Raw genomic sequence first — 23,721 nt, forward strand, 5'->3', positions numbered from 1 at the left:
GGCGGCCCCGTCCAGGCGGGCGGCCCCGTCCAGGCGGGCGGCCAGCTCGGCGATCGACAGGTGGCGCAGCACGTCACGCGGGCTCACCTCCAGGCCCCGCCGCCGCGCGGCGGCCGACAGCCGGATCGCGTGGACGGAGTCACCGCCCAGGTCGAAGAAGTTGTCGTGGACTCCGGCCTCGTCCACCCCGAGCGTGCGCGTCCACACCTCCGCCAGCAGCCGCTCGGTCGGCGTGCCCGGCGTCGCGTGCGACGCGGCGGCCCGCCCCGGCGGGGGCAGCGCCTTCGTGTCGACCTTGCCCGCCATGGTCAGCGGCATCGACGGCAGGCTGACGAAGGCGGTGGGCACCATGTAGTCGGGCAGGACCTCGGCGAGGAACGCGCGCAGGTCCGCCGCGCCGGGATCGTGCCCGCCCGAGGCGACGACGTACGCGGTGAGCTGCCTGCGGCCGGGGCCGAGCTCGTGCACGGCCACCACAGCCTGGGCGACGCCGGGGTGCAGCAGCAGCCGCGCCTCGATCTCGCCCAGCTCGACCCGGTAGCCGCGGACCTTGACCTGGTGGTCGATCCGGCCGAGGAAGTCCAGGTCGCCGTCACGCCTGAACCTGGCCAGGTCGCCGGTCCTGTACAAACGTGCTCCCGGCGTGCCGCCGAAGGGGTCGGGCACGAACTTCTCGGCCGTCAGCGCCACCCGGTTGAGATAGCCGCGCGCGACGCCGTCGCCGCCGATGAACAGCTCGCCCACCGTGCCGGGCGGCACCGGGTTCAGGTGCCGGTCCAGGACGTACATGCGCATGTTGGCGATGGGCCGGCCGATCGGGACCGGGCGCGAGGGGTCGAAGTCGTCGCCGACCTCGTAGACGGAGCAGCCGACCACGGTCTCGGTGGGGCCGTACTCGTTGATGACGCGCGCGCCGGGCGCGATCCGCCGCCAGGCCACGACGGTCTCGGGCCGCACCTCGTCGGCCCCGACCACGAACGTGCGGACCGAGCGCACCTGATCGTCGCCGAGCACGCCGCGCAGCGCGTCGAGGTGGCCGGGGGTGATCTTCAGCAGGCTGAAGTCGCCCGGTGCGCCCAACAGCTCGGCCAGGGCCATCACGTCGTCGCCGCCCGGGATCAGCGTGACGCTCCTGCCGCCGATGAGCGGGAGGAAGAAGTTCGGGATCGACAGGTCGAAAGCGATCGAGCCCACCATGGGCGCGCCCGCCGCGCCCCGCAGGCCGTAGCCGTCGATCGCCCACCACAGGTAGTTGACGAGCTGGCGGTGGGTGATCATCACGCCTTTCGGCCGGCCCGTGGAGCCGGAGGTGTACATCGCGTAGACGAGGTTGCCGGAGCACGCCTGCTCCCGTGGGCAGGGGGGAGCGTCCTCGCCGACGCACACCACCCGTCCCGTGAAGGCGGCGGGCACCTGTGAGCGCAGGCGGTCCACCGTCACGAGCACCTCGGCCCCGGTGTCGGCCAGCATGAACTCCAGCCGGGCCGCGGGGTGGCCGGGGTCGAGCGGCAGGTAGGCGCCGCCCGCCTTGAGCACGCCGAGCAGGATGACGAACAGCTCCACGCAGTGGTCGGCCAGCACGCCGACGAACCGCTCGGGGCCCACCCCCGCCGCCGCCAGGACGGCGGCCAGCCGCTCGGCCTGTTCGTCCAGCTCCGCGAAGGACACCTCGCGGCCGTCGGCGTCCACCACCGCGACGGCGCCGGGCGCCTGCCGCACCTGGTCCTCGAACAGCTCGTGCAGGCACCTGTCCACGGGGTACGGCGCGGCCGTGTCGTTCCATTCGCGCACCACCAGCGCGCGCTCGTGCGCGGGAAGCACCTCGATCGCGCTGAGCCGCACCCCGGGGTCGGTCACGACGTGGGCCAGCACGTTCTCCAGCCGTTCGAGCAGCAGGCCGGCGCTCCTGGCGTCGAACAGGTCCTCGGCGTAGGACAGCTCCAGCACGAGGGTGCTCGCCGTCCCGGTGGCCAGGAGGGTGAGGTCGGCCTTCTCCAGGTCCGCGTCGAGGGCGGCGCGCTCGGCCGCCAGGCCCGGCAGGCTCCAGCACTCCGCACCGTCCAGATACTGGACGAGCACCTGGTAGAGGGGGTTGCGCGAGGGCTCGCGGGCCAGCCGCAGCTCGCCCACGATCTGGTCGAAGGTGACGTCCTGGTGGTCGAGGGCGCCGGCCAGCGTACGGTTCGCCCGGTGCAGGGCCTCGGTGAAGGGCGGGTCGCCCGTCAGGTCGACCGGGAGCGGCAGGGTGTTGGCGAACAGCCCGATGAGCGGCTCGAACTCCACCCTGTTCCGGCCGGTCAGCAGCGATCCGATGGCGAACCTGTCCTGGCCGGTGACCCGCTGGAGGGTGGCCGCGAAGGCGGTGAGGATCGTGGTGAACACGGTCACCCCGTGCTCGGCGGCCAGCCCGCGGACCTTCGCGCTCGCCTCGGGCGACAGGGTGCGCCTGGCCTGGCCGCCCCGGTAGGAGGGCTCGGAGGGCCTGGTCCTGTCGGTCGGCAGCTCCAGGATGGGGGGCGTGCCGTCGAGCGCCTCGCGCCAGTAGGCGAGCTGCTCCTCGCGGCGCTCGGCGGCGCGGCGGGCCTGCCAGGAGGCGTAGTCGCCGTACTGGAGCGGCAGCGCGGGCAGGGCGGCGGCGACCCCGCGCAGCCTGGCGTCGTAGAGCGCGCCCAGTTCGCGGGCCAGGAGCTGGAAGGACCACTCGTCGGTGAGCATGTGGTGCAGGTTGACCACCAGCAGGGCGCTCTCCTCGTCCAGCCGCAGCAGCAGGACGCGCAGCAGGGGGCCCTTCTCCAGGTCGAAGGCGCGGTGCACCTCCGCCTTGGCGTGGCGCAACGCCTCCGCGGCCCCGCCTGCCACCTCGGCGGTCTCGAAGGCGGCGGGTCCTGGCGGGTGCACCACCTGCCCGCCGTCCCGCAGGAAGGTGGTGCGCAGGATCTCGTGGCGGGCCACCAGGTCGTCGAAGGCGTGCCGCAGCGCGGCCACGTCGAGCCGGCCGCGCAGCCACACCGCCTGGTGCGCGCCGAAGAGCGCGTTGTCGTCGAGGAACCGATCGACGATCCAGAACCCGCGCTGCACGGGCGAGAGCGGGATCGCGGCCTCCGCCCGGCGCGCGGGCACGGTGGCGCGCGCGGAGCCGCCCCTGCCGCTCAGCCTCCGCTGGAGCAGTGCCCGCCTGGCCGCGTCCGCCCTGTCAGTGACCGAATCCATGATCCACCCTGCTTCTATCGCGGCTCTTCCATGCGCTTGCGCAGGCTCAGCGGCCTCATGTCCACCCAGACCCGCTCGATGTGGTCGAGGCAGTCCTGCTTGGGCCCCGAGGTCCCCTCCACGCGCCACCCGTCGGGCGGCTGCCGGTGCGCGGGCCAGATCGAGTACTGCTCCTCGTGGTTGACCACGACCTTGTACAGCTCATCGGACATGGGTTCCTCCTTCGCCGAGGCTCAGCACCTCGTCGTCGTCCATCGCCGCGATCTCCGTCGCCACCAGGCGCTCCACCTGCTCGGCCTGCGTCGCGACGGTGGGGTGTTCGAACAGCAGGCTCAGCGGGACGTGGGTGTCGAAGGCGTGCCGCATCCGGTTGACCACCCTGGTGGCCAGCAGCGAGTGCCCGCCGACGGCGAAGAAGTCGTCGTGCGCGCCGACCCGAGGCAGGCCGAGGACGTCCTGCCAGATCTCGGCGATGACCTGCTCGGTCACCGATCCCGGCGCGGTGTGCCCGGCGGGCGCGCCGGGTGCGGGCGCGGGCAGCGAGCGCCGGTCGAGCTTGCCGTTCGGCAGCCGGGGCAGCGCGTCCAGGACGGCGACGGCGTTGGGCACCGCGTACGCGGGCAGGATGCCGCCCAGGAACACCCTCAGCGTCTCGGGCGTCGCCTCACCCGCGGGAGCGAGCACCACGTACGCGGCCAGCCGCCTGTCACCGGGCTCCGGCTCCCAGACCGTCACCACGGCGTCGGCCACCTCCGGGTGGCGGCGCAGGGCCGTCTCCACCTCCTCCAGCTCCAGGCGGACGCCACGGATCTTCACCTGCCTGTCGAGCCGGTCCAGGTACTCGAACGAGCCGTCGGGGCGCTCGATGCCCCGGTCACCGGTCAGGTAGATCCGCTCCCCCGCGTGCAGCGGGTGCGGCACGAAGGCCGCCGCCGTACGCCGGGGATCCCCGAGATAGCAGCGGGCCAGCGACCGCCCCGCGATGGCGAGCTGGCCGGGTTCGCCGGGCTGGACCGGTGCGAGGTCGCTCCCGAGTACGTGGATCTCGTTGCCGTCGATCGGCAGCCCCAGACAGACCGCGCCGCCCTCCGCCGCACCGTCGGCGGCCACGCAGACGTGGCGGGTGGAGTCGATGGACGCCTCCGTCGCCCCCCAGGTGTTCTCCAGCAGCACCGCGTCGCCGAACCGGTCGCGGAAGCGCCGCACCAGCTCGGGGCGGAGCGCCTCCCCGCTGGACAGCACCGTGCGCAGGGCCGCGAGCCGGTCCACGTCCGCGCTCGTCAGCGTGTCCAGGAACTGCTCCAGCACGCTCGGCACGAACTGCAGGTGGACGACCTCGTGAGCGACCGCCGCCTCGATGATCGCGCGCGGGTCGCGGTGGTCACCCGGGCCGATCATCGCGACGCGACCGCCCACCGCCAGCGGCCAGAACACCTCCACGGCCGAGTCGTCGAACGTCAGCGTCGTCTTGTGCAGGACGGCCTCGCCCGGCCCCAGGCCGTGGCCGCGCTGCATCCACGCCATCCTGGCCGCCCACCCCTCGTGCGTGCAGGCCACGCCCTTCGGCTCGCCCGTCGTGCCCGAGGTGTAGTAGACCGCGCACAGGTTGCCGGGGTGGACACCGGCCTCGGGGGGCAGGTCGGTGGGTTCGGCGTCCAGCGGGGCGGGCGGCGGCCCGAACGCGCCGAGGCGGGGCTCGGCGAAGACGGCGACCGCCCGCGAGCGGTCGAGGATCTGCTCCAGGCGGGCACGCGGCGCCTCCACGTCGACGGGCACGTACGCGCCGCCCGCCTTCAGCACCGCGAGCAGGGCGACGGCCAGGCCGGGCGAGCGGTCCAGCAGCACCGCCACCCGCGTGTCGGGGCCCACGCCCAGCTCGCGCAGCGCGTGGGCGACGCCGTTCGCGCGCCGGTCCAGGTCCGCGTAGGTCAGCTTCCCGCCCGCTCCCTCGACGGCCACCGCCTCCGGGGTGCGGGCCGCCTGCTCCTCCACCGGGCGGTGCAGGAGTCCCGGCGTCCGTGTCGTGTGTGTCACAGCTCGACCATCCACCTCTCCGCTACCGGATCGCTTCCGTCTCAACATCCGCCGCCGGATAGTCGCCGGTGAAGCACGCCGTGCACAGGTCCATCGACCCACGCGCGCCGGCCACCAGCGCCTCGGCGGACAGGTACGCCAGCGAGTCCGCGCCCACCAGCCGCCCCATCTCCTCCGAGGTACGGCCCCGCGCCGCCAGCTCGTCGCCGCCCTTGATGTCCACGCCGAAGAAGCACAGCCATCTGACCGCCGGCGAGGCCACCCTGACGTGCACCTCCGTCGCGCCCGCCGCCCGCAGCAGCGCGACCACCTGGATGGCCGAGGTGGCGCGGACGATCGAGTCGTCGACCACGACCACCCGGTGCCCGGCGACGACCTGCTCGACCGGGCGCAGCTTGAGCCGTACCCCGCCCTGCCGGTCCTGCTGCGAGGGCTGGATGAAGGTGCGGCTGACGTAGATGTTGCGTACCAGCCCCTCCGCGTACCGCAGCCCGCTCTCCTCGGAGTAGCCGAGCGCCGCGACGCGCGCGGTGTCGGGGACCGGGATCACCAGGTCCGCGTCCGCGGGCGCCTCGCGGGCGAGCGCGGCGCCGAGGTCGCGCCTGACCTCGTACACCGATCGTTTGTCGAGCACCGAGTCCGCGCGGGCGAAGTACACGTGCTCGAACGCACACAGCGCCGACCTGCCGCCGCCGAAGCGCTGCGAGCGGGTCCCGCGGGCGTCGAACTCGGCGATCTCCCCCGGCTCCACGTCACGCAGGAACTCGGCGCCCAGGGCGTCCAGCGCGGCGGTCTCCGAGGCGACCACCCAGCCGCCGCCGTCGAGCACGCCCACGCTCAGCGGGCGGAACCCGTGCGGGTCCCTGGCCGCGTACAGGGTGCCGTCCGCCATGGCCACCAGCGAGTACGCCCCCCGCACCCCGGGCAGCACCTCGGCCATCACGTCACCGAGCGAGCCCGGGGCCCCGGCGAGCAGTCCGGCCAGCCGCCGCGAGTCAGACCCTGCGGAGCCGGGCATCCCCGTCAGGTTGCCGTTGTGCGCGATCGCGAAGGGCGGGCGGCCCGGCCCCTGCTCGCGGATGGGCTGGGCGTTGGCGAGCGAGGAGGCTCCGGAGGTCGAGTACCGCACGTGGCCGATGCCCAGGCTGCCCGTCAGGCCGTGCACCCGGGGGCCGAGCGCGTCGGCGACCAGTCCCATGCCCAGCCGGGTCTCGATGTCCCGGCCGCGGGAGACCGCCACTCCCGCCGACTCCTGCCCCCGGTGCTGCAGTGTGAAGAGCCCGTCGGTCAGCAGCGGCGCGGCCGGCCATCCCGGCGCCAGGACGCCGATGACGCCGCACTCCTCGCCCGCGTCGCCGTTGATCATCGGCTCTGCCCCCATCGCCGTACGGTCGCCAGCAGCACCTGGGCGCCGGCGATCAGGTCCGCGTCCGCGGTGGACTCCTCCGGCACGTGGCTGACGCCGTTCCTGCTGGGCACGAAGATCATCCCGATGGGCGCCACGGCGGCGACGATCTGCGCGTCGTGCCCCGCGCCGCTGAAGATCGGGCGGTGCGAGCAGGACAGGGCGTCCGCGCCCGCGGCGATCAGCGAGCGCAGCTCCGGGTCGGTCGGCACCGGCTCGATGCGATCGCTCACCCTGGACGCGATCCGCACGCCCGGCGCCTCGATCTCGGCCAGGCGGCGCAGCAGCTCCTCCTCGGCCTTCCGCAGCCGGTCGCGGTCGCCGTCGCGCAGCTCGGCGGTCATCCTGACCAGGCCGGGGACGACGTTGGTGACGCCCGGCTCGACGGCGAGCCTGCCCACGGTGGCCACGGCGCACCTGTCGTCGTCGCCCGCGAGCCGCTCGACGGCCAGCACGGCGCGGGCGGCGGCGGCCAGCGCGTCGGCGCGGGCCGCCATCGGGGTGGTTCCGGCGTGCCCGGCCCGGCCGTGGACCTCGATGTCCAGGATGGTCCTGCCGACGATCCCGTCGACCACGCCGATCGTGGTCCCGGTGGCTTCCAGGATCGGCCCCTGTTCAATGTGGAGCTCCAGGTAGGCGGCGATCGTGCCGGGCCGCCAGCGGGCCGACTCCAGCGCGTCGGGGTCGCCGCCGGTCTCCCGCAGGGCCTCGCCCAGGGTCACGCCCCGCTCGTCGGACACCTCGCCGGGGCCGCGGTCGAGCCGTCCTGTCAGCGCGAGCGATCCCCAGAACGGGCACGGGAAACGCGCGCCCTCCTCGTTGGCGAACGCGACCAGGACGGGTTCCGCGGCCGTCGGCGGCCCGTGGGCGGCGAGCTGCTGGAGCACCTCCAGCCCCGCGAGGACGCCGTACGCCCCGTCGAGCGGGCCGCCGCGCCGGACGGTGTCCAGGTGCGAGCCCATCATGAGCACCGGCCGTCCGCCCGGTCGCGGGCCTCGCACGATCAGGTTCCCCGCCGCGTCGACCCGCGGTGACAGACCCGCCGCCGCGGCCTCCCGCGCGACGTACTCGCGGCCGAGCCGGTCCTCGGGGGTGAAACCCGGGCGCGTCACGCCGCCCCGGTCGTCCGCGCCGATCTCGGCCAGCCGTCTGAGGCGGCCGAGCAGGCGCGCCCCGTCGATGGTCAGCCCCGGATTCGCTTCGGTGGTCAGTGGCACACGCTCAGTCTGCGATCGCCTCTATCCGGCACCTATCGGGCGGCTATTCCCCGCCGGAACGCGCGAAAAGCCTGGTAATAGCGGCGATCCGGATGCTGGGCGGAACTGCGGCGCGACTGGGAGGCGTCAGGTGGAGACCGCGAGCACGCTCACGGGCAGGATCGGGGACTCACCCAACCGCCTCGTGCGGCAGGAGATCCTGGAACCGCAGTTCCGCATGGAGGCCGAGCAGCTCCTGCCCTGGTACGTCCTGGCGGAGAAGGTCCTGGTTCTGGAGTACCTGCGGATGGGGCTCATCGACCGCCACCAGGCCGAACGGCTCGGCGGCGCGCTGAGCGGGGTGGACGCGGCCGGGCTCGACCCCGGCGCGGCCATGACCGACATGGCCTTCGCGATCGAGCGCCGGGTGCCGGCCCTGCTGGGCGAGGAGCCCCCGCCCGCCTGGCACGTCGATCGGAGCAGGAACGACCTACAGGCGTGCGCCCAGCTCCTGCGCTGCAAGGAACGGCTGCTGGAGACCGCCGACCTGATCGCCGCGTGCGCCAGGGCGGGGCAGGCGCTCGCCTCCCGGCACCTGACCGACCTCATGCCGGGCTACACCCACCTCCAACCGGCGCAGGTCACCACGCCCGCGCACTACCTCACCGCGCTCACCACCCACCTGCTGCGCACGCTGCGGCGGCTGCGCGGCGTCTACGCGGACCTGGACCTGTCGCCGCTCGGGGCGGGCGCGATGACCGGTCTGGAGCTCGACTGGGACCGTGAGCGCATGGCGGGGCTCCTCGGGTTCTCCGGCGCGCAGCCGCACACCCTGGTCGCCGTGGCCTCCAGGAGCTGGGTGCTGGAGGTGGCCGCCGAGCTGTCCACCTGCGGGGTGACGCTGGGCAGGTTCGTGACCGACCTGATGACCTGGAGCGGCGGCGGCCACGGCTTCGTCGACCTGCCGGACGAGCTGGCCGGCATCTCGTCCGCCATGCCGCAGAAGCGGAACTTCCCCGTCCTGGAACGCATCCGGGGGCGCGCGGCCCACCTGACCAGCCACTACCTGGACGCCGTGCTCTGCCAGCGCGCCACGCCGTACGGCAACAGCGTCGAGGTGGCCAAGGAGGGCGGCGTGGCGCTCGCGGCCCTCCTGGACGACGCCCGGTCGGTCTTCCGCCTGCTCGCGCTGGTGCTGGAGCACCTGAGGTTCGACCCAGGCAGGATGCGGGCCCTGTGCGAGCGGGAGTATCTGGGCGGCTTCACCCTGGCCAACCTCCTCACGCTGCGGGCGGGGGTCCCCGCGCGCACGGCCCAGGTGATCGCGGGGCGGTACATCACCGCCGCCGTGGACCGCGGGCTCCCCCCATCCGCCCACGACCCGGACCTGCTCAACGACCTGCTCACCGGCCTGCCCACCGGCGGGGCCGCCGAGCACGGGATCGGCGCGCGGGCCGCGGGCGAGCTCCTGCGCGACTCCGCCGACCTGGAGCGCCTGGTACGGCGCGGGCCGGGCTCGCCACAGCCGGAGGCGGTCGCGGAGCTGGCCGACGGGCTCTCCCGCGAGCTGGCCGGGCTGGAGCGCGACTGGGAACGGCTGCGCGCCGTGCACCGCGCCGCGCCCGCCCGCGTGGACCGCCTGCTCCTGGGCCGGGAGGGCCCGCCGATAGGCGGCTGATAGCAGGCGGCCGTCCCTGCGGCGGCCGCGTGGATAGGTCCGCGATAGCCCCGAGGAGTTGCGTGGCCGATGGCGACTCCAGCGAAAGGTGGTTGGCCATGGTGGCATCGACGCCCGGCGGCCGGGTCATGTCCAACGTCCTCGTCCGGTATCACGCGCTGCTGCGGGAGGCCGTAGAGATCGTGCGCGCCGAGCGGGCCGCCGGGCCACCGCCGGTGGCCTTCGACCTGCCGGAGCCGGACGAGCGGCTCGCGGCCTTCTACGGCGTCTCCGACATGTCGCTCACCCCGCTGGAGGAGCGCGCCGGCCGCCGGCTGTTCATGCTGAACCTGATGCACAACCCGCGCACCAGGACCACCAAGACCCCCGCCTCGCTGCTCATGGTCGCACGGGCCGCCGCGCACGTGCGCAGGACCGGGGAGCGACTGCTGATCGTCACCCCGACCTCCGGCAACAAGGGCACCGCGCTGCGCGACGCGGTCGCGCGCGCCTACGAGCACGGCCTGGCCACGCCGGACGAGCTGCGCGTGGTGATCGTCGTGCCCGAGCAGTCCAGGGACAAGCTCCGCGCCTGCCCGCTCTCCGCCGACTCCGCGCTGCACGCGGCCAACCCGATCGCCCTGGCCCGCGTCGACTCCCCCGGCGACGTCAAGCCGCTGAGCCGGGGGGCCGTGGAGACCTACGGCGCGTCCATCCTGGCGAACACGGGGTTCCGGCTGTGGTACACGCTCGACCTCGACAACTACCGGGTGGCCGACGCGGCACGGGCCTTCGCGGAGGCGGAGCTGATGCCCATCACCGCGGGCAGCCGTCCCCGGGTGCACGCCCACGCCGTCTCCAGCGCGTACGGCCTGCTCGGCTACCACCTCGGCCACCGCGTGCTCACCGAGCGGCGGCACCCGCTGCCGGTGCCCGCCTGGCACCCGGGATTCTTCCTGGTCCAGCAGTTGTCCACGCCGGACATGGTGCTGAGCCTCACCAAGGGCGGCACCTCGCGCTCGCTCCTGCCCCGCTACCGCGCCGAGGCGGACCTGTGGCGGCAGTCGGCCGACCCCGCCTTCCCCGAGGTGACCGCGGACCCGGCCGAGGAGATCGACCCCACGTTCTACACCAGCGCGCCTCCCACCTCCCCGCAGATCAACGGGCTCATCGGCCGGTGGGGCGGCGGTGGCGTGGTGGTCTCCAGGCACGAGTGCCTGCGGCACTACGACGACGTACGCGTCCTCGTCGGCCGCGCGGGCGTGAGCCTGCCCGAGGACCCCTCGGTCATCCGCGAGTGGTCGCTGGTCAAGGCGTTCACCGGCGCGCTGGTCGGCATGGAGCGCGGGCTGCTCGACCCGGGCGTGGACGTCGTCGTGCACGCCTCGGGGTTCTACAGCGACCAGGTGCTGCCCCCGCTGGGCGTGCAGGACTCCACGCCGGTCGGCGGCGAGGCCGAGCTGGTCAAGCTGCTGATGGCCACCGCCGCCGCGTGACACGCGTTCACGAGAAGAGAGGGCCCATGTTGCGGAGCATGCTCAAGTCGAAGATCCACCGATGCACGGTCACCAGGGCCGACCTGCACTACGTCGGCTCGCTCACCGTGGACGAGGACCTGATGGAGCAGGCGGACCTGCTGGCGGGCGAGCACGTGCACGTGGTCGACGTGACCAACGGCGCCCGCCTGGAGACGTACGTGATCCCCGGCGAGCGGGGCAGCCAGGTCATCGGGGTGAACGGGGCCGCCGCCCACCTGGTCCACGTCGGAGACCTGGTGATCATCATCTCCTACGCCGGGGTGAGCGACGCCGAGGCACGCGCGCTGCGCCCTCGGGTGATCTTCGTCGACGCGGGCAACCGCGTGGTGGGCGCCGGCGGCGATCCGGCGTCCGCCCCGGACGGCAGCGGGCTCGTCAGCGGCGATCACCCGATGGATCACGCCACGGATCACGCCATGGCGCTCGCGGAGCCGAGATGACGCTCGGCCCCTGGTGGGCCTCGTGCGGGTACGCCTGGCGCACCGGCTCCGGGCCGCTGGTCAACCGGCTGCACCGGCTGGTGGACGCCGCCGGGAGCGTGCGGCCGCTGCTCACCCGGTCCCGCGACGCGCGCGGCGGGCTGCCGCTGGCCTACGCCGGGCACGGTGACGGGCTGAGGTACCTGCTGCCGTTCCTGGAGGAGCGCCGCGAGGGGGCGACCGTCGCCCGCCACCGCGGCCGGGTCACCTGGCGGGACCTCGCGAGCGGCCGGGCCGCGCCGGACGCCGGCCTGATCGCGGTGGGCTGCTCGGCCGGGCGTGCCGCCGCCCTGCCCGCCGCCGGGTCGCTGGTCCTGCCCTTCCGGCTGAGCCTGGTGGTGCCGGTGGACGAGGGCGTCGAAGCGGTCAGGAGGCGGGTGTCGCGCAAGGACCGCCAGCAGTACGCCAGGGAGCGCGAGCGCAGGGCGTGGACGGTGGAGCAGGGCACCGCGGACGCCGACTTCGCCTTCTTCTACCGGCGCATGCACCGGCCCACGATGCGGCGCAGGCACGGGGAGTCCGCGCGCTCGGAGTCGCCCGCGGTCGCCTACCACTGCCTCTTCCGCCACGGGGCGCTGCTGTTCCTGCGCGAAGGGGGCGAGCGGGTGGCGGGCATGCTGTGCCGGTACGAGCCCGCCGCCCGCACGCTGGTCATCCGGCTGGCGGGCGTGCTCGACGGCGCGGAGAGCCACTACCGCTCCAGCGCCTATCTCGGCATGTACGTCGGCGTGCTGGAGTGGGCGGCCCGGCAGGGCCTGCGCGCGGTGAACCTGTCCGGCTGCGAGCCGTTCCTCAGCAAGGGGATCTTCCAGTACAAGAGGAAGCTGCATCCCGAGGTGAGCCTGCCGGGCGACCACTTCGGCGGCAAGCGGGTGTGGCTGCGGATCCAGCGCGACAGCGGGCCGCTGCGTGACTTCCTCGTCGCCAACCCGGCCGTCACCATCGACGCGGCGGGGCGGCTGCACGCGACCTACTTCCACGACGCCGCCCGCCCCGCGCGTACCGACCTGCAGTGGCGCACGCCGGGCATCGCGGACCGCCGGCTGATCGACCTGGACGACTTCATGGCCGCGGCGCCCACGACCCCGCACGCGATGGCGTGACCATGGCGATGCGCGTGGGAGTGATCATCCTGCCGGCCCAGCGGTGGGAGGAGTCGGCGGCCACCTGGCGGCTCGTGGACGAGATGGGGTTCGCGCACGCCTGGACCTACGACCACGTGACCTGGCGCGACCTGCGCGACAAGCCGTGGTTCGCGGCGGTGCCCACGCTGGCCGCCGCCGCGGCCGTCACCAGCCGGCTGCGGCTCGGCACACTGGTGTGCACGCCGAACTTCCGCCATCCGGTGGTGCTGGCCAAGGAGGCCATGACGCTGGACGACATCTCGGGCGGGCGGTTCGTCCTCGGGCTCGGCGCCGGGGTGGCCGGGGCCGACGCCGAGGTCCTGCAGCGCGGGGCGTGCCCGCCCGCCGAACGGGCCGCGCGGTTCGCCGAGTTCGCCGAGCTGGTGGACCGGCTGCTGCGCGGGCGGACCACCGACCACCAGGGCCGCCACTACCACGCAAGTGGCATCGTCATGGAGCCGGGCTGCCGGCGCGCGCCCCGGCTGCCGCTGGCCATCGCGGCCACCGGCCCACGGGGCATCCGGCTGGCCGCGCGGCTGGCCGACGTGTGGGTCACCAACGGCCGCGCCCGGCCAGGACAGCCGCCCGCGGTCACGCCGGGCGACGCCGAGCGGCAGGTCGCCCAGCTCCTGGCGGCCTGCGCCGACGTCGGGCGCGATCCTGGCACGCTGGCCAGGATGGTCGTGGTGGCCAACCGCGACAGCTCGCCGCTCGCCTCGGCCGGAGCCTTCGCCGAGGCGCTCCACCGGTACGCCGAGGCGGGCATGACCGACCTCGTGGTGCCCTTCCCCAGGCCGGAGCCGCCGTTCGCGGGCAGCCTGGCGGTGCTGGAACGCGTCGCGGAAGACATCCTGCCCCGCCTGCCGGGCGCGGCGACCTGACCGAGGAGGGGAAGACGGCATGTGCGGCATCGTCGGCTGGGTGGACTTCAGCCGGGACCTCAGGCTCGAATCCGGCACCATCGCGGCCATGACCGGCACCATGCGGGCGCGCGGCCCCGACGGCGAGGGCGTCTGGTCCTGCGCGCACGCCGCCGTGGGCCACCGCAGGCTGGCCGTGATCGACCCGGCCGGCGGCAGCCAGCCGATGACCGCGGCGTACGGCGAGCACGGCGAGCCCGTCGTGCTCACCTACAACGGGGAGCTGTACAACTACCGGGAGCTGCGCGCCGAGCTGATGCTGCGCGGCCACCGCTTCCGCACGGCGTCCGACACCGAGGTCCTGCTGACCGCCTACCTGGAGTGGGGCGCGGACTTCGCCCGCCGCCTGGTCGGGATCTACGCGGCCGCCCTGTGGGACGCCCGGCGCGAGGAGCTGGTGCTGGTGCGCGACCGGCTCGGGGTCAAGCCGCTGTACTTCCACTCCTATCCGCACGGCGTCCTGTTCGCGTCCGAGCCCAAGGGCATCCTCGCCAACCCGCTGTTCCGTCCGCGGGTACGCGAGGAGTCGCTGCCCATCCTGCTCAACCCCCGGCTGACCATGCCGGGCGAGACCCCCCTCGACGGCCTGGAGCAGGTACGGCCGGGCCACGTGGTCGTGGTCGACCGCGCGGGCACGCACCAGGCGCCCTACTGGCGGCTGGTGAGCCGCGAGCACACCGACGACCTGCCCGCGACCGTGGCGGCCGTCCGCGGGCTCCTCGACGACATCGTCGCCCACGAACTGCGCGCCGACGTCCCGCTGTGCACGCTGCTGTCGGGCGGCCTCGACTCCAGCGCCGTCACCGCGCTCGCCCAGCGCCACACCGTGCCAGGCCCGGTGCGCTCGTTCTCGGTCGACTTCGTCGGCGCGGAGGACGACTTCCGCCCCACCGCACTCAGACCGGAGCGCGACGCGCCCTACGCCCGGCTCGCCGCGGACCACCTGGGCACCGACCACACCGAGGTCGTCCTGGACCCGCGCGGCTTCGCCGGCGTCCACGACGTGACGCTGCGCGCCCGCGACCTGCCCACGCTGGGCCAGTTCGACGAGTCGATGTACCTGCTGTTCGAGGCCGTACGGCGGCACTCCACGGTGGCGCTGTCCGGCGAGGCGGCCGACGAGGTGTTCGGCGGCTACCCCTGGTTCTTCGACCCGGCCGTGGTGTGGCGCGACACCTTCCCCTGGCTGGGCGACGCGCCCCGGCTGGCCGACTGTCTCGCCCCCGACCTGCGGGCCAGGCTGCGGCCCGAGCAGGTCGAACGCGACCGCTACGCGACCCTGCTGGCTTGCGTCCCCCACCTCGACGGCGAGGGCGGGCTGGAGGCCAGGATGCGCGAGGTGCTCTACCTCAGCATGCAGGGGCCGCTGGCCTACCTGCTCGACCGCGTCGACCGGATGAGCATGGCCACGGGGCTGGAGGTCCGCGTCCCCTTCTGCGACCACCGCCTGGTGGAGTACGTCTGGAACGTCCCGTGGGCCATGAAGACCGCCGACGGCAGGGAGAAGAGCCTGCTGCGCGCCGCGATGAGGGACGTGCTGCCCGCCAAGGTCCTCGACCGTCCCAAGAGCGGCTACCCCGCCAGCCACGCCCCCGGGTACGGCCAGTCCGTACGGGCCCGGATCCGCCGGCTGCTCGCCGACCGGGACTCGCCGTTGCGCGAGGCGCTCGACCAGGACCGGGTGTGGGCGCTGGCCCGCAGCGACCGGGACACCATGACGTTCGCCGACACGGCGCACATGCTGCTGCCGCTGGTGGAGACCGACGCGTGGATGCGGGCCTACGGTGTCGAGCTGGCAGGCTGAGCGGGCGCGGGTGCGGGAGCTGGCCACGCGGTTCTGGGCGTGGCGCGCGGTGCACCAGCCGCGTACGCGTGACGACATCCCGCGCATCGAACGCCCCGGCGGGTGGCTCCCGGACTGGACGGCCGACGCCGTGCGGCGCATGCGGAGCGAGCTGGCGGTCATGGAGTCCCACCTGGCCGGGCTCACGGCCGAACTCACGGCACGGCTCTCGGCAGGGCCCGCGGCAGGGCCCTCGACGGGGCTCTCGGCGGGGCCCGCGGCCAGGGCCGTGCAGGTCGACCTGCGGCTGCTCGGCAGCGCGCTCGCGCGGGCGCGCTGGGAGCTGGACCTGCTGCGGCTGTGGCGGCGCCACCCCGGGTTCTACGTCGACCAGTCCCTGGGGCCGCTCTTCGACCTGCTGCTGGTCCCCGCCGACTTCGATCGCCCGCGCTGCGCCGCCCTGCTGCGTTTCCTGGAGGCCGTGCCCGCCACGCTCGCCACCGGCCTGGACAACGTCGGGGCGCACGCGGTGCCGGCGTTCACCAGGCTCGCGGTGGACGAGCTGGCCGACATCGGGGACCGGGTGCGGGCGGTGGCCGGGGAGCTGGCCGGAGCGCTTCCCGGCACGCTGACCGGCCGGTTGCGCGGGGCGGCGGGCACGGCGGGGCGCGCTCTCGAGGACTACCGGCGGGCGCTGTCGCGGTTGCCGTCCGGCGACCGGCCGGCCACGGTGGGCGGCCAGGCGTTCGGGTTCTTCCTCTCGCGGGTGGCGCTGCTGCCGTACACGCCCGAGGAGATGATCGCGCTCGGGCGGCGCGAGTACGAGCGCGCCTGCGCCCGCGAGGCGGCCGAGGAGACGCGCTGCCGCGCCGCGCCCGTGCTGCCGCGGAGCGCGCGGGAGCAGGTGCGCGCCCAGCACGAGGCGGAGCTGCGCGTACGCCGCTTCTACGAGGAGCACGACCTGCTGACCCAGCCCGCCTGGCTGCCGCACTACCGGACGGCTCCCCTGCCGGGCTACCTGGCGCCGCTGGCCTGGCTCGGCATCAACGACGATCTCACCTCGCCGTCGCGGCAGGCGGAGCACGCCACCAGCTACGTCCCCGAGCCCGCGCCGGACCTGCCGTTCTTCCACTACGCCAACGCGGTCGACCCGCTGCTCGGCATCATCCACGAGGGCGCGCACCACCAGCAGCTCGCGCTGTCGTGGGCCAGGGCCGACCCGGTGCGCCGCCACTACTACGACTCGGCGCCCAACGAGGGCATCGCCTTCTACAACGAGGAGCTGATGCTCAACCACGGCCTGCTCGACGGCAGTCCGCACGCGCGCAGGATCGCCTGCACGTTCATGCGCCTTCGCGCTCTGCGCGTCGAGGTGGACGTCGGGCTGGCGGTCGGCGGGCTCGGGCTCGACGAGGCCGCCGACCGGCTGGCCCGCGGAGCCTCCGTGGACGCCGCCACGGCCGCGCAGGAGGCCGCCTCCTTCGCCGCCGCCCCGGGGCAGGGCCTGTCGTACCAGATCGGCAAGGCGCAGATCGAGCGCCTGATAGCCGACGCGCGCCCGGCCGAGGGCTTCCGGCTGCGCGACCTGCACGACTACCTGTGGCGCAACGGCAACGTGCCGATCGCGCTGCTGCGGTGGGAGTACCTGGGCCTGCGCGACGAGCTGGACCGCGCTACCGCGGCAGCTCGCTGACCCGCCGATCCGGTCGCGCGCACCCGGCGCGCAGCACCGCCTCGTACTGCGCGGCCAGCCCTTCCGCGGTGGCCCGGTCGAACAGCGCCGTGGCGAACTCCAGCTCGACCTCGTACGCCCCGTCGAGCCGCTCCTCCACCTCCAGCGACAGGTCCACGCTGGTACCGCGCGGCTCGACCGGCACGGCGGCGGCCGTCAGCCCCGCCAGGACCGGCGCCGACTCGGCGGTCATGGTGAACAGGGTGTCGAAGATCGGATGCCGGGACGGGTCGCGTGGCGGCGACAACCGCTCGACGACGCGGTCGAACGGCACGCGCTGGTGCTCGTACGCGGCCATCGACCGGTCGCGTACCTGGGCCACGAGGTCGCCGAACGTCAGCTCGGGCGGCACCGTGACGCGCAGCACCAGGGTGTTGACGAAGCACCCGATGAGCCCTTCGGTCTCCGGCAGGTCGCGCCCCGCGGTGGGCGTGCCGACGGCGACGTCCCGCTGACGGCTCCTGGCGGCGAGCACCGCCGCATAGGCCGCGAACAGCACCATGAAGGGCGTCGCCGACCGCTCCTCGGCCAGTGCCCGCACCTGCCCGGCCAGCTCGTACGGGAGCAGGCGGCGGACCAGACCGGCCCCGGTGTCCCACACGGCGGGGCGCGGGCGGTCGGACGGCAGGTCCAGCGGGCGGAGCCCGGCCAGCGCGGACTCCCAGTAGGCCAGGGCGGGCTCCCACGAGCCGTCGGCCGACGAGCCGGTCTCCCACGTGGCGTAGTCCGCGTACTGGATCGGCGGCGGTTTCAGGGGTGACGGGGTGCCCGTCGCGTGGGCCGCGTACAGGTGCTCCAGCTCGCGGTCGAACAGGCGCAGCGACCATCCGTCGGAGGCGATGTGGTGCACCACGGACACCAGGAGGTGATCGTCGGCGGCCAGGCGGATCAGCCGGGCGGCGAAGACCGGGCCCGCCGCCAGGTCGAAGGGGGCGAAGCAGGTCTCCTCGACCAGTTCGGCCGCGCGGCGCTCGCGCTCGGCGGCGGTCAGCCGGGAAAGGTCGGTCACCGGCAGGTCGAACGGCACCGGCGGGTCGACGACCTGCACCGGGCCGTCCGGGAGGTCGGCGTACCTGGTGCGCAGCGTCTCGTGCCGGGCCACGACGTCCGACAGCGCCGCCGCCAGCGCGTCGGCCGCCAGCGGGCCGCGCAGCCGGACCACCTGGGGAAGGTGGTAGTCGAGGCGGCCGGGCCTGAGCTGGTCCAGGAACCACAACCGGCCCTGGGCCGCCGAGAGCGGGGCGGGGCCGGGGCTCGTTCGCGGCCGCAGTGACGGCACGGTGGCCGCCGCGTCTGTCTCCCCCTCGTCCGGGCGCAGCCGGGAGACCGCCGCCGCCTGCCCGGCCACCGTGGGGGCCGCCATCACGTCGCGGATGGTGACCTCCACGCCGAACGCCGCCCGCAGCCGCGCGGCGATCTTCGTGGCCAGCAGCGAATGCCCGCCGAGCGTGAACAGGTCGTCGTCCGCGCCCACCTGACCGACGCCGAGCACGTCCGACCAGATGGCCGCGATCACCCGCTCGGCGGCGCTGCCCGGCGGGCGGCCGGGCGGCCTCGTGCCCGCCTGCCCGGCGCCGGACGGGGCGGGCAGCGCCGCCCGGTTGAGCTTGCCCGTCGCGGTCGTCGGCAGCTCGTCCACGCGCACGTACCAGGACGGCACGAGGTACGCGGGAAGCTCCTGCCGCACGGCCGCGCTCAGCCGTACGGGGTCCAGGGGAGCCTGGCCGGTGGTGACGACGTAGGCGACGAGCCGCCGGTCGCCCGGTCCGATCTCGCGCAGGGCGACGGCCGCGGCCCGGACGCCCGGCAGGCACACCAGCACCGCCTCGATCTCCGCGGGCTCCACCCGGACGCCGCGGAGCTTGATCTGGTCGTCGGCGCGGCCGAGGTAGACCACCTGGCCGTCGGCGCGCATCCGGCCCACGTCCCCCGTCCGGTAGAGGCGGGTGCCCGGCTCGGTGGCGAAGGGGTCGGGCAGGAACCTCTCCGCCGTCATGGCGGCGCGGCCGACGTATCCGCGGGCCAGCCCGACGCCGCCGACGCAGATCTCCCCCGGGGCGCCCTCCGGCACCGGGTTCAGCTCCTCGTCCAGCAGGTAGACGCGTTTGTTGGCGACGGGCCGCCCGATCGGCGGTCGCGCCTCCGGGTCGGCCGGGCAGGGATGGGCCATCGCGCAGTGCGTCTCGGACGGGCCGTACTGGTTGTGCAGCGCGAGATCGGACGCCGACAACAGCCGGCGTACGGCGGGAGTGAGCGAGAACAGCTCACCGCACACCGTCACCTCGGCCAGCGCCGCAGGAACCCGCCCCTCCTCCTGCCACCGGCGCGCGAGATGGTCGAGCAGGGTGGGGGTCGTGATGACCTGCCGCACCCCCGCCTCGTCGACCCATCCAGCCAGCCGCTCGGGGTCGCCGTGGAAGCCTGGGGGCGGCAGGGCCACCTCGCCGCCCGTGGCCAGGGTGATGAAGATCTCCTGGAAGCTGACGTCGAAGCCGAGAGAGGCGAGCTGCGCGGTGCGTACGCCGTGGAGCTGCGCGCCCGCCTGCCAGGCGATCAGGTTGACCAGGGCGTCGTGCGGGAGCGCGACGCTCTTGGGCGTCCCGGTGGAGCCCGAGGTGGTCAGCACGTACGCCAGGTTCGCCGGGCACGCCACCGGCGGCGGATCGTCCTCGGGGCCTTCGCCGTCCACGTCCAGGACCGGCGTCCCGAGGCCGGGCGGGACCGACGGACGGGACGCCTCGTCGGTCACCACGGCGCGGACGCCGTTGCCGGTCACGATCCTGGCCAGCCGCTCGGCGGGATGCGCCGGGTCGAGCGGCACGTACGCGGCGCCGGACTTCAGCACGCCCAGCAGGGCGACCACCGCGGCAGGACCGTTGGGCAGCAGCACGCCCACGAGGTCGTCAGGCCCGGCGCCGAGCGCGCGCAACCGGTGCGCGACCCTGTTGGCCGCCCGGTTGAGCTGCGCGTAGGTCCAGGACACCCCGTCGCCGGTCACGGCGGGACGGTCCGGGATCCTGCGCGCGTTCTCCTCGACCAGCTCGTGGACGCAGGCGTCCGTCCGGTACGGCGCGGCCGTGCGGTTCCAGCGCGCGGAGCGCAGCTCCTCGGCCCGCGTGCGCGTGGACAGCGCGGAGACGCGGTCGGAGTGCCGGGCGGCCGCCAGCGAGCCCAGCAGGCTCAGGTACTGGCCGAGCAGGCGCTCGGCGGTCACCGCGTCGAACAGCTCGGTCGAATACTCCAGCTCGACCGAGCATCGGGGCTCTCTGAGCGTGAGGACCAGGTCGAAGCGGCTGCGGCCCGACTCCACGCCGATCTCCTCGACGTCCGCCCCGCCGAGACTCAGCGTGCCGGTCTCGGCGCCTTCGAGGTTGAGCATGACCTGGAAGAGCGGGTGCCTGCCGTACCGGCGGGGCGGGCGCAGCTCCTCCACCAGCCGGTCGAACCCCACGTCCTGGTGCGCCTGCGCCTGGACGGCCACGTCGTGCGCGTGCGCGAGCAGGTCGCGGACGGTCGGCGTCCCGGACAGGTCGAGGCGCAGCACCAGCGTGTTGACGAAGAACCCGATCAGCTCCTCCAACTCGCGGCGGTTCCGCCCGGCCGCGGGAGCCCCGATCACCACGTCGTGCGTCCCCGCATGCCTGCCGAGCAGGACGGCGAACGCCCCGAGCACCGCCGCGAACAGCGTGACCCGGTGGCGGGCGCACAGCGCCCGCAGTCCCTCCATGACCTCGGCGGGAATCGCGGCGGACACGTGGGCGCCCGCTCCGGTGGGACGCTCCGGCCTCGTACGGTCGGCGACCGGCGTGACCTCTTCCGGAGCGGCGGCGAGCCGCTCGCGCCAGTACGCGAGGTGGGCCCGCCCGTCGGCGTCGCGCTCCCAGAGGGCGTAGTCGGCGAACTGGAGCGGGAGCGCGGGAAGGCGTTCGTCCGGGCGGTCGTATGCGGCGGCCAGGTCACGCAGGAACACGCCCTGCGACCAGCCGTCGAAGATCAGGTGGTGCCACTGGAACAGCACCAGGTGGTCGTCCGGGGCCACCGCCGCGAGCACGACCCGCATGAGGGGCCCCGCACGCAGGTCGAAGGGCCTGGACGCGGCCTCGGCCAGCACCTTCACGGCGAGCCCTGGCGACCCCCCGGCATCGTGGACGACCGGCGCGACCTCCTGCCGGTCCAGCACGCGCTGCGTGGGCTCACCGTCCACCACACCGTCCACCACGCCGCCCACCGCCCGGTCCACCGCGCCGTCCACCGCACCGTCCATCGGGGGGAAGACCGTGCGCAGCGCCTCGTGCCGGTCCACGACGGCCTGTACGGCGGCCCGCAGCCTGCCGACGTCCAGCGGCCCGCGCACCCGGTACGCGGCGAGCGTGCTGTCGAGCCCGCCCGCGCCGCTCTCCTGCGCCACGAACCACAGGCGCCGCTGACCAGCCGACAACGGCAGCCGGTCCACGACGCCGCGTCGCGGAATCCGGGAGTCACCGGGCCGGGGGACGTCGCCCGACTCCAGCGCCCGTGCCTGACCGGCGGGGGTGGGGTGATCCAGCACCATGGAGATCAGCACCTCGGCGCCCACCGCGCCGCGCAGCCGCGAGGCCAGCCGGGTGGCGATGAGCGAATGGCCGCCGAGGTCGAAGAAGTCGTCGTCCATGCCGATCTCGCGCAGGCCGAAGACCTCCCGCCAGGTCCGCGCCACGGCGTGTTCGAGCGGGGTGCGCGGCGCGGTGAACGACGCGCGCGGCTGCTCGTCCCACCGTGGCTCCGGCAGGCGGGAGCGGTCCACCTTGCCGTTGAGCGTCAGCGGCAACGCGTCCACGGCGACGAACGCGGAGGGCACCATGTACGAGGGCAGCCTCTCCCGCAGGAAGTCGCGCAGCACCGACGCCCGCCGTTCCCCCGGCACCCGTTCCCCGGGCACGGGATCTCCGGGCACGGGATCTCCGGGCACGAGGTACGCCACGAGCCGCAAGTCACCGCTCGGGCCCTGTCGCGCCACGACGACGGCGCGGGCGACCGCGGGGTGGGCGGCCAGCGCGGCCTCCACGTCCCCGGCCTCGACGCGGAAGCCGCGGATCTTGATCTGGTGATCCGTCCGGCCCACGATCTCCACCCCGCCCCCGGCCACGCGGCGGGCGAGGTCCCCGGTCCGGTACAGGCGACCGCCCTCCCGCGCGCCGTACGGGTCGGGGAGGAAGCGCTCGGCGGTCAGCGCCGGGCGGCCGTGGTATCCGCGGGCCAGGCCGAGACCGCCGATGTACAGCTCGCCCGTGACGCCGTCGGCCACCGGCTCCAGGCGTTCGTCCAGGAGGTGGATCGAGGTGTGGGCCACCGGCGCCCAGTCGTCCGCGCCGAGGCGCGCGGCAGTGGACCAGATCGTGGTCTCGGTGGGCCCGTACAGGTCCCAGGCGGGCCCGCCGTGGCCGGTGAACCAGGCCGCGAGGTCGGGCGGGAGCCGCTCTCCCCCGCACAGGACGGTGAAGCCGTCCGGCGGGCGCCAGCCGATGTCCTGGAGCATCCGCCAGGTCGCCGGGGTGGCCTGCATGACCGAGGCGCGCTCGACGGCGATCAGTTCGGCCAGCCGTACCGGATCGGCCGCCTGGCCGGCGCGCGCGATGACCACGTGCGCGCCCTCCAGCAGGGGCAGGAAGAGTTCGAGCGCGGAGATGTCGAAGCACACCGTGGTCACGGCCACCAGGGTCGCGCCCTGCGGCAGCCCGGGGCGGCGGCGCATCGACAGCAGGAAGTTGGACAGGGCCAGGTGGGAGATCATCACACCTTTGGGCCTGCCGGTGGAGCCCGAGGTGTAGATCACGTACGCCAGGTCGCCGGGGCGCGGGGAGGTCGGCCCCACGGGCGGGAGGGGCGGCCCCGCGGGCGGGGAGGTCGGCCCTGCGGGCGGGTGGGCGACGGCCTCGCGGACCGGCACCACCCGCGTGCCCCGGCCGGGCAGCCAGTCCAGGCTCTCGCGGTCGGAGAGGATCAGCCGTACTCCCGCGTCCCCGGCCATGGCCGCCAGCCGCGCGCCTGGGAAGCCGGGGTCGAGCGGCACGTAGGCGGCGCCGCTCCGCAGCACGCCCAGGAGGCAGACCAGCAGGTCCACGCCCCGATCCAGGACCACCCCCACCAGGCTTCCCGGTCCTGCCCCGAGCCCGGCCAGGTGGGCCGCCACGCGGTCGGCGCGCTCCAGCAGCTCACCGTAGGACAGCCGGACGCCGTCCGAGGAGACGGCCACGGCCTGCGGCATGGCCCGCGCCCGCTCCGCGAACAGGTCGGGGAACGGCGTCATCGAGGCACGCCCCGGTAGGTCAGGATGGAGTGCGGGGAGATCAGCATGGGCAGGTGGAGGTCACCGCCCACGTCGCCGAGCCGGAACTCGACGACCGCCTTGGGGAACAACGGCACGTCGCCCTGGAGGGCGTAATAGTCGTCCAGGTTGAGTTCGAGCTGGTAGTTCCCGGCCGGGAGGTCGGGGCTGCGCGCGACGACGAGCCTCCCGTCGCCTCTGGTGCCGCCGCACGCGACGCGTTCCCAACCCCGCTCGGTCTCGCGGCTGAGCCGCACGCCGATCTCCGCCGCGGGGAAACCGTTCCGGGCGTCGACGACTTGAACGGAGAGTTCCATCGACCGTCTCCTTCAGCAGTGC

14 protein-coding genes are annotated in these 23,721 nt (G+C 74.6%); 7 read left to right on the plus strand and 7 right to left on the minus strand.

All coding sequences use genetic code 11. The annotated features are described in order from the left end of the window. The 5 genes from ABD844_RS26350 to ABD844_RS26370 form a co-directional block, all read right to left on the minus strand. Window positions 1-3,210, minus strand: a 3,210-nt coding sequence (locus ABD844_RS26350) for a non-ribosomal peptide synthetase (protein ID WP_344883366.1), incomplete at its 3' end; no start/stop codon positions are given. Window positions 3,211-3,224: 14 nt separating this feature from the next. Next, entirely contained in the window at window positions 3,225-3,422 is a 198-nt protein-coding gene (locus ABD844_RS26355; RefSeq protein WP_344883369.1) for an MbtH family protein, read from the minus strand. Continuing rightward, window positions 3,412-5,244, minus strand: coding sequence for a non-ribosomal peptide synthetase (locus tag ABD844_RS26360; protein WP_344883372.1), 1,833 nt, complete (start codon window positions 5,242-5,244; stop codon window positions 3,412-3,414). The genes ABD844_RS26355 and ABD844_RS26360 overlap by 11 nt, the downstream gene beginning before the upstream one ends. A gap of 22 nt (window positions 5,245-5,266) precedes the next feature. Next, complete coding sequence (gene purF, locus ABD844_RS26365) at window positions 5,267-6,625, minus strand: amidophosphoribosyltransferase (protein WP_344883375.1); 1,359 nt, start codon at window positions 6,623-6,625, stop codon at window positions 5,267-5,269. Next, window positions 6,607-7,866, minus strand: a complete 1,260-nt coding sequence (locus ABD844_RS26370; protein WP_344883378.1) for a M20 family metallo-hydrolase — start codon at window positions 7,864-7,866, stop codon at window positions 6,607-6,609. The genes purF and ABD844_RS26370 overlap by 19 nt, the downstream gene beginning before the upstream one ends. A gap of 130 nt (window positions 7,867-7,996) precedes the next feature. On the opposite strand from ABD844_RS26370, the gene ABD844_RS26375 reads away from it, so the two are divergent. From ABD844_RS26375 to ABD844_RS26405, 7 genes are all read left to right on the plus strand, one after another. Beyond that, window positions 7,997-9,523, plus strand: coding sequence for an argininosuccinate lyase (locus ABD844_RS26375; protein WP_344883381.1), 1,527 nt, complete (start codon window positions 7,997-7,999; stop codon window positions 9,521-9,523). Window positions 9,524-9,621: 98 nt separating this feature from the next. Then, entirely contained in the window at window positions 9,622-10,998 is a 1,377-nt protein-coding gene (locus ABD844_RS26380) for a DUF6002 family protein (RefSeq protein ID WP_344883384.1), read from the plus strand. Window positions 10,999-11,024: 26 nt separating this feature from the next. Then, window positions 11,025-11,480, plus strand: coding sequence for an aspartate 1-decarboxylase (panD, locus tag ABD844_RS26385; protein ID WP_344883388.1), 456 nt, complete (start codon window positions 11,025-11,027; stop codon window positions 11,478-11,480). Next, the gene (locus tag ABD844_RS26390; RefSeq protein WP_344883391.1) at window positions 11,477-12,622 is read left to right on the plus strand and encodes a hypothetical protein; all 1,146 of its coding nucleotides are present in this window, start codon (window positions 11,477-11,479) and stop codon (window positions 12,620-12,622) included. The genes panD and ABD844_RS26390 overlap by 4 nt, the downstream gene beginning before the upstream one ends. 2 nt (window positions 12,623-12,624) lie before the next feature. After that, the gene (locus tag ABD844_RS26395) at window positions 12,625-13,524 is read left to right on the plus strand and encodes an LLM class flavin-dependent oxidoreductase (RefSeq protein ID WP_344883394.1); all 900 of its coding nucleotides are present in this window, start codon (window positions 12,625-12,627) and stop codon (window positions 13,522-13,524) included. Window positions 13,525-13,543: 19 nt separating this feature from the next. Next, window positions 13,544-15,367, plus strand: a complete 1,824-nt coding sequence (gene asnB / locus ABD844_RS26400) for an asparagine synthase (glutamine-hydrolyzing) (protein ID WP_344883397.1) — start codon at window positions 13,544-13,546, stop codon at window positions 15,365-15,367. Then, a complete protein-coding gene (locus ABD844_RS26405) occupies window positions 15,348-17,039 on the plus strand; it encodes a DUF885 family protein (RefSeq protein WP_344883401.1) in 1,692 nt (563 codons plus the stop codon). Before asnB ends, ABD844_RS26405 begins: the two co-directional genes overlap by 20 nt. Here the strand turns inward: ABD844_RS26405 and ABD844_RS26410 are convergent. Continuing rightward, window positions 17,020-23,364, minus strand: a complete 6,345-nt coding sequence (locus ABD844_RS26410; RefSeq protein ID WP_344883405.1) for an amino acid adenylation domain-containing protein — start codon at window positions 23,362-23,364, stop codon at window positions 17,020-17,022. The two genes, ABD844_RS26405 and ABD844_RS26410, sit on opposite strands and share 20 nt — an antisense overlap. Next, complete coding sequence (locus tag ABD844_RS26415; RefSeq protein ID WP_344883408.1) at window positions 23,361-23,699, minus strand: hydroxyisourate hydrolase; 339 nt, start codon at window positions 23,697-23,699, stop codon at window positions 23,361-23,363. Before ABD844_RS26415 ends, ABD844_RS26410 begins: the two co-directional genes overlap by 4 nt. Between the last annotated feature and the right edge of the window lie 22 nt (window positions 23,700-23,721).

The sequence above is a fragment of the Nonomuraea antimicrobica genome (assembly GCF_039536965.1).
Lineage (GTDB): Bacteria > Actinomycetota > Actinomycetes > Streptosporangiales > Streptosporangiaceae > Nonomuraea > Nonomuraea antimicrobica.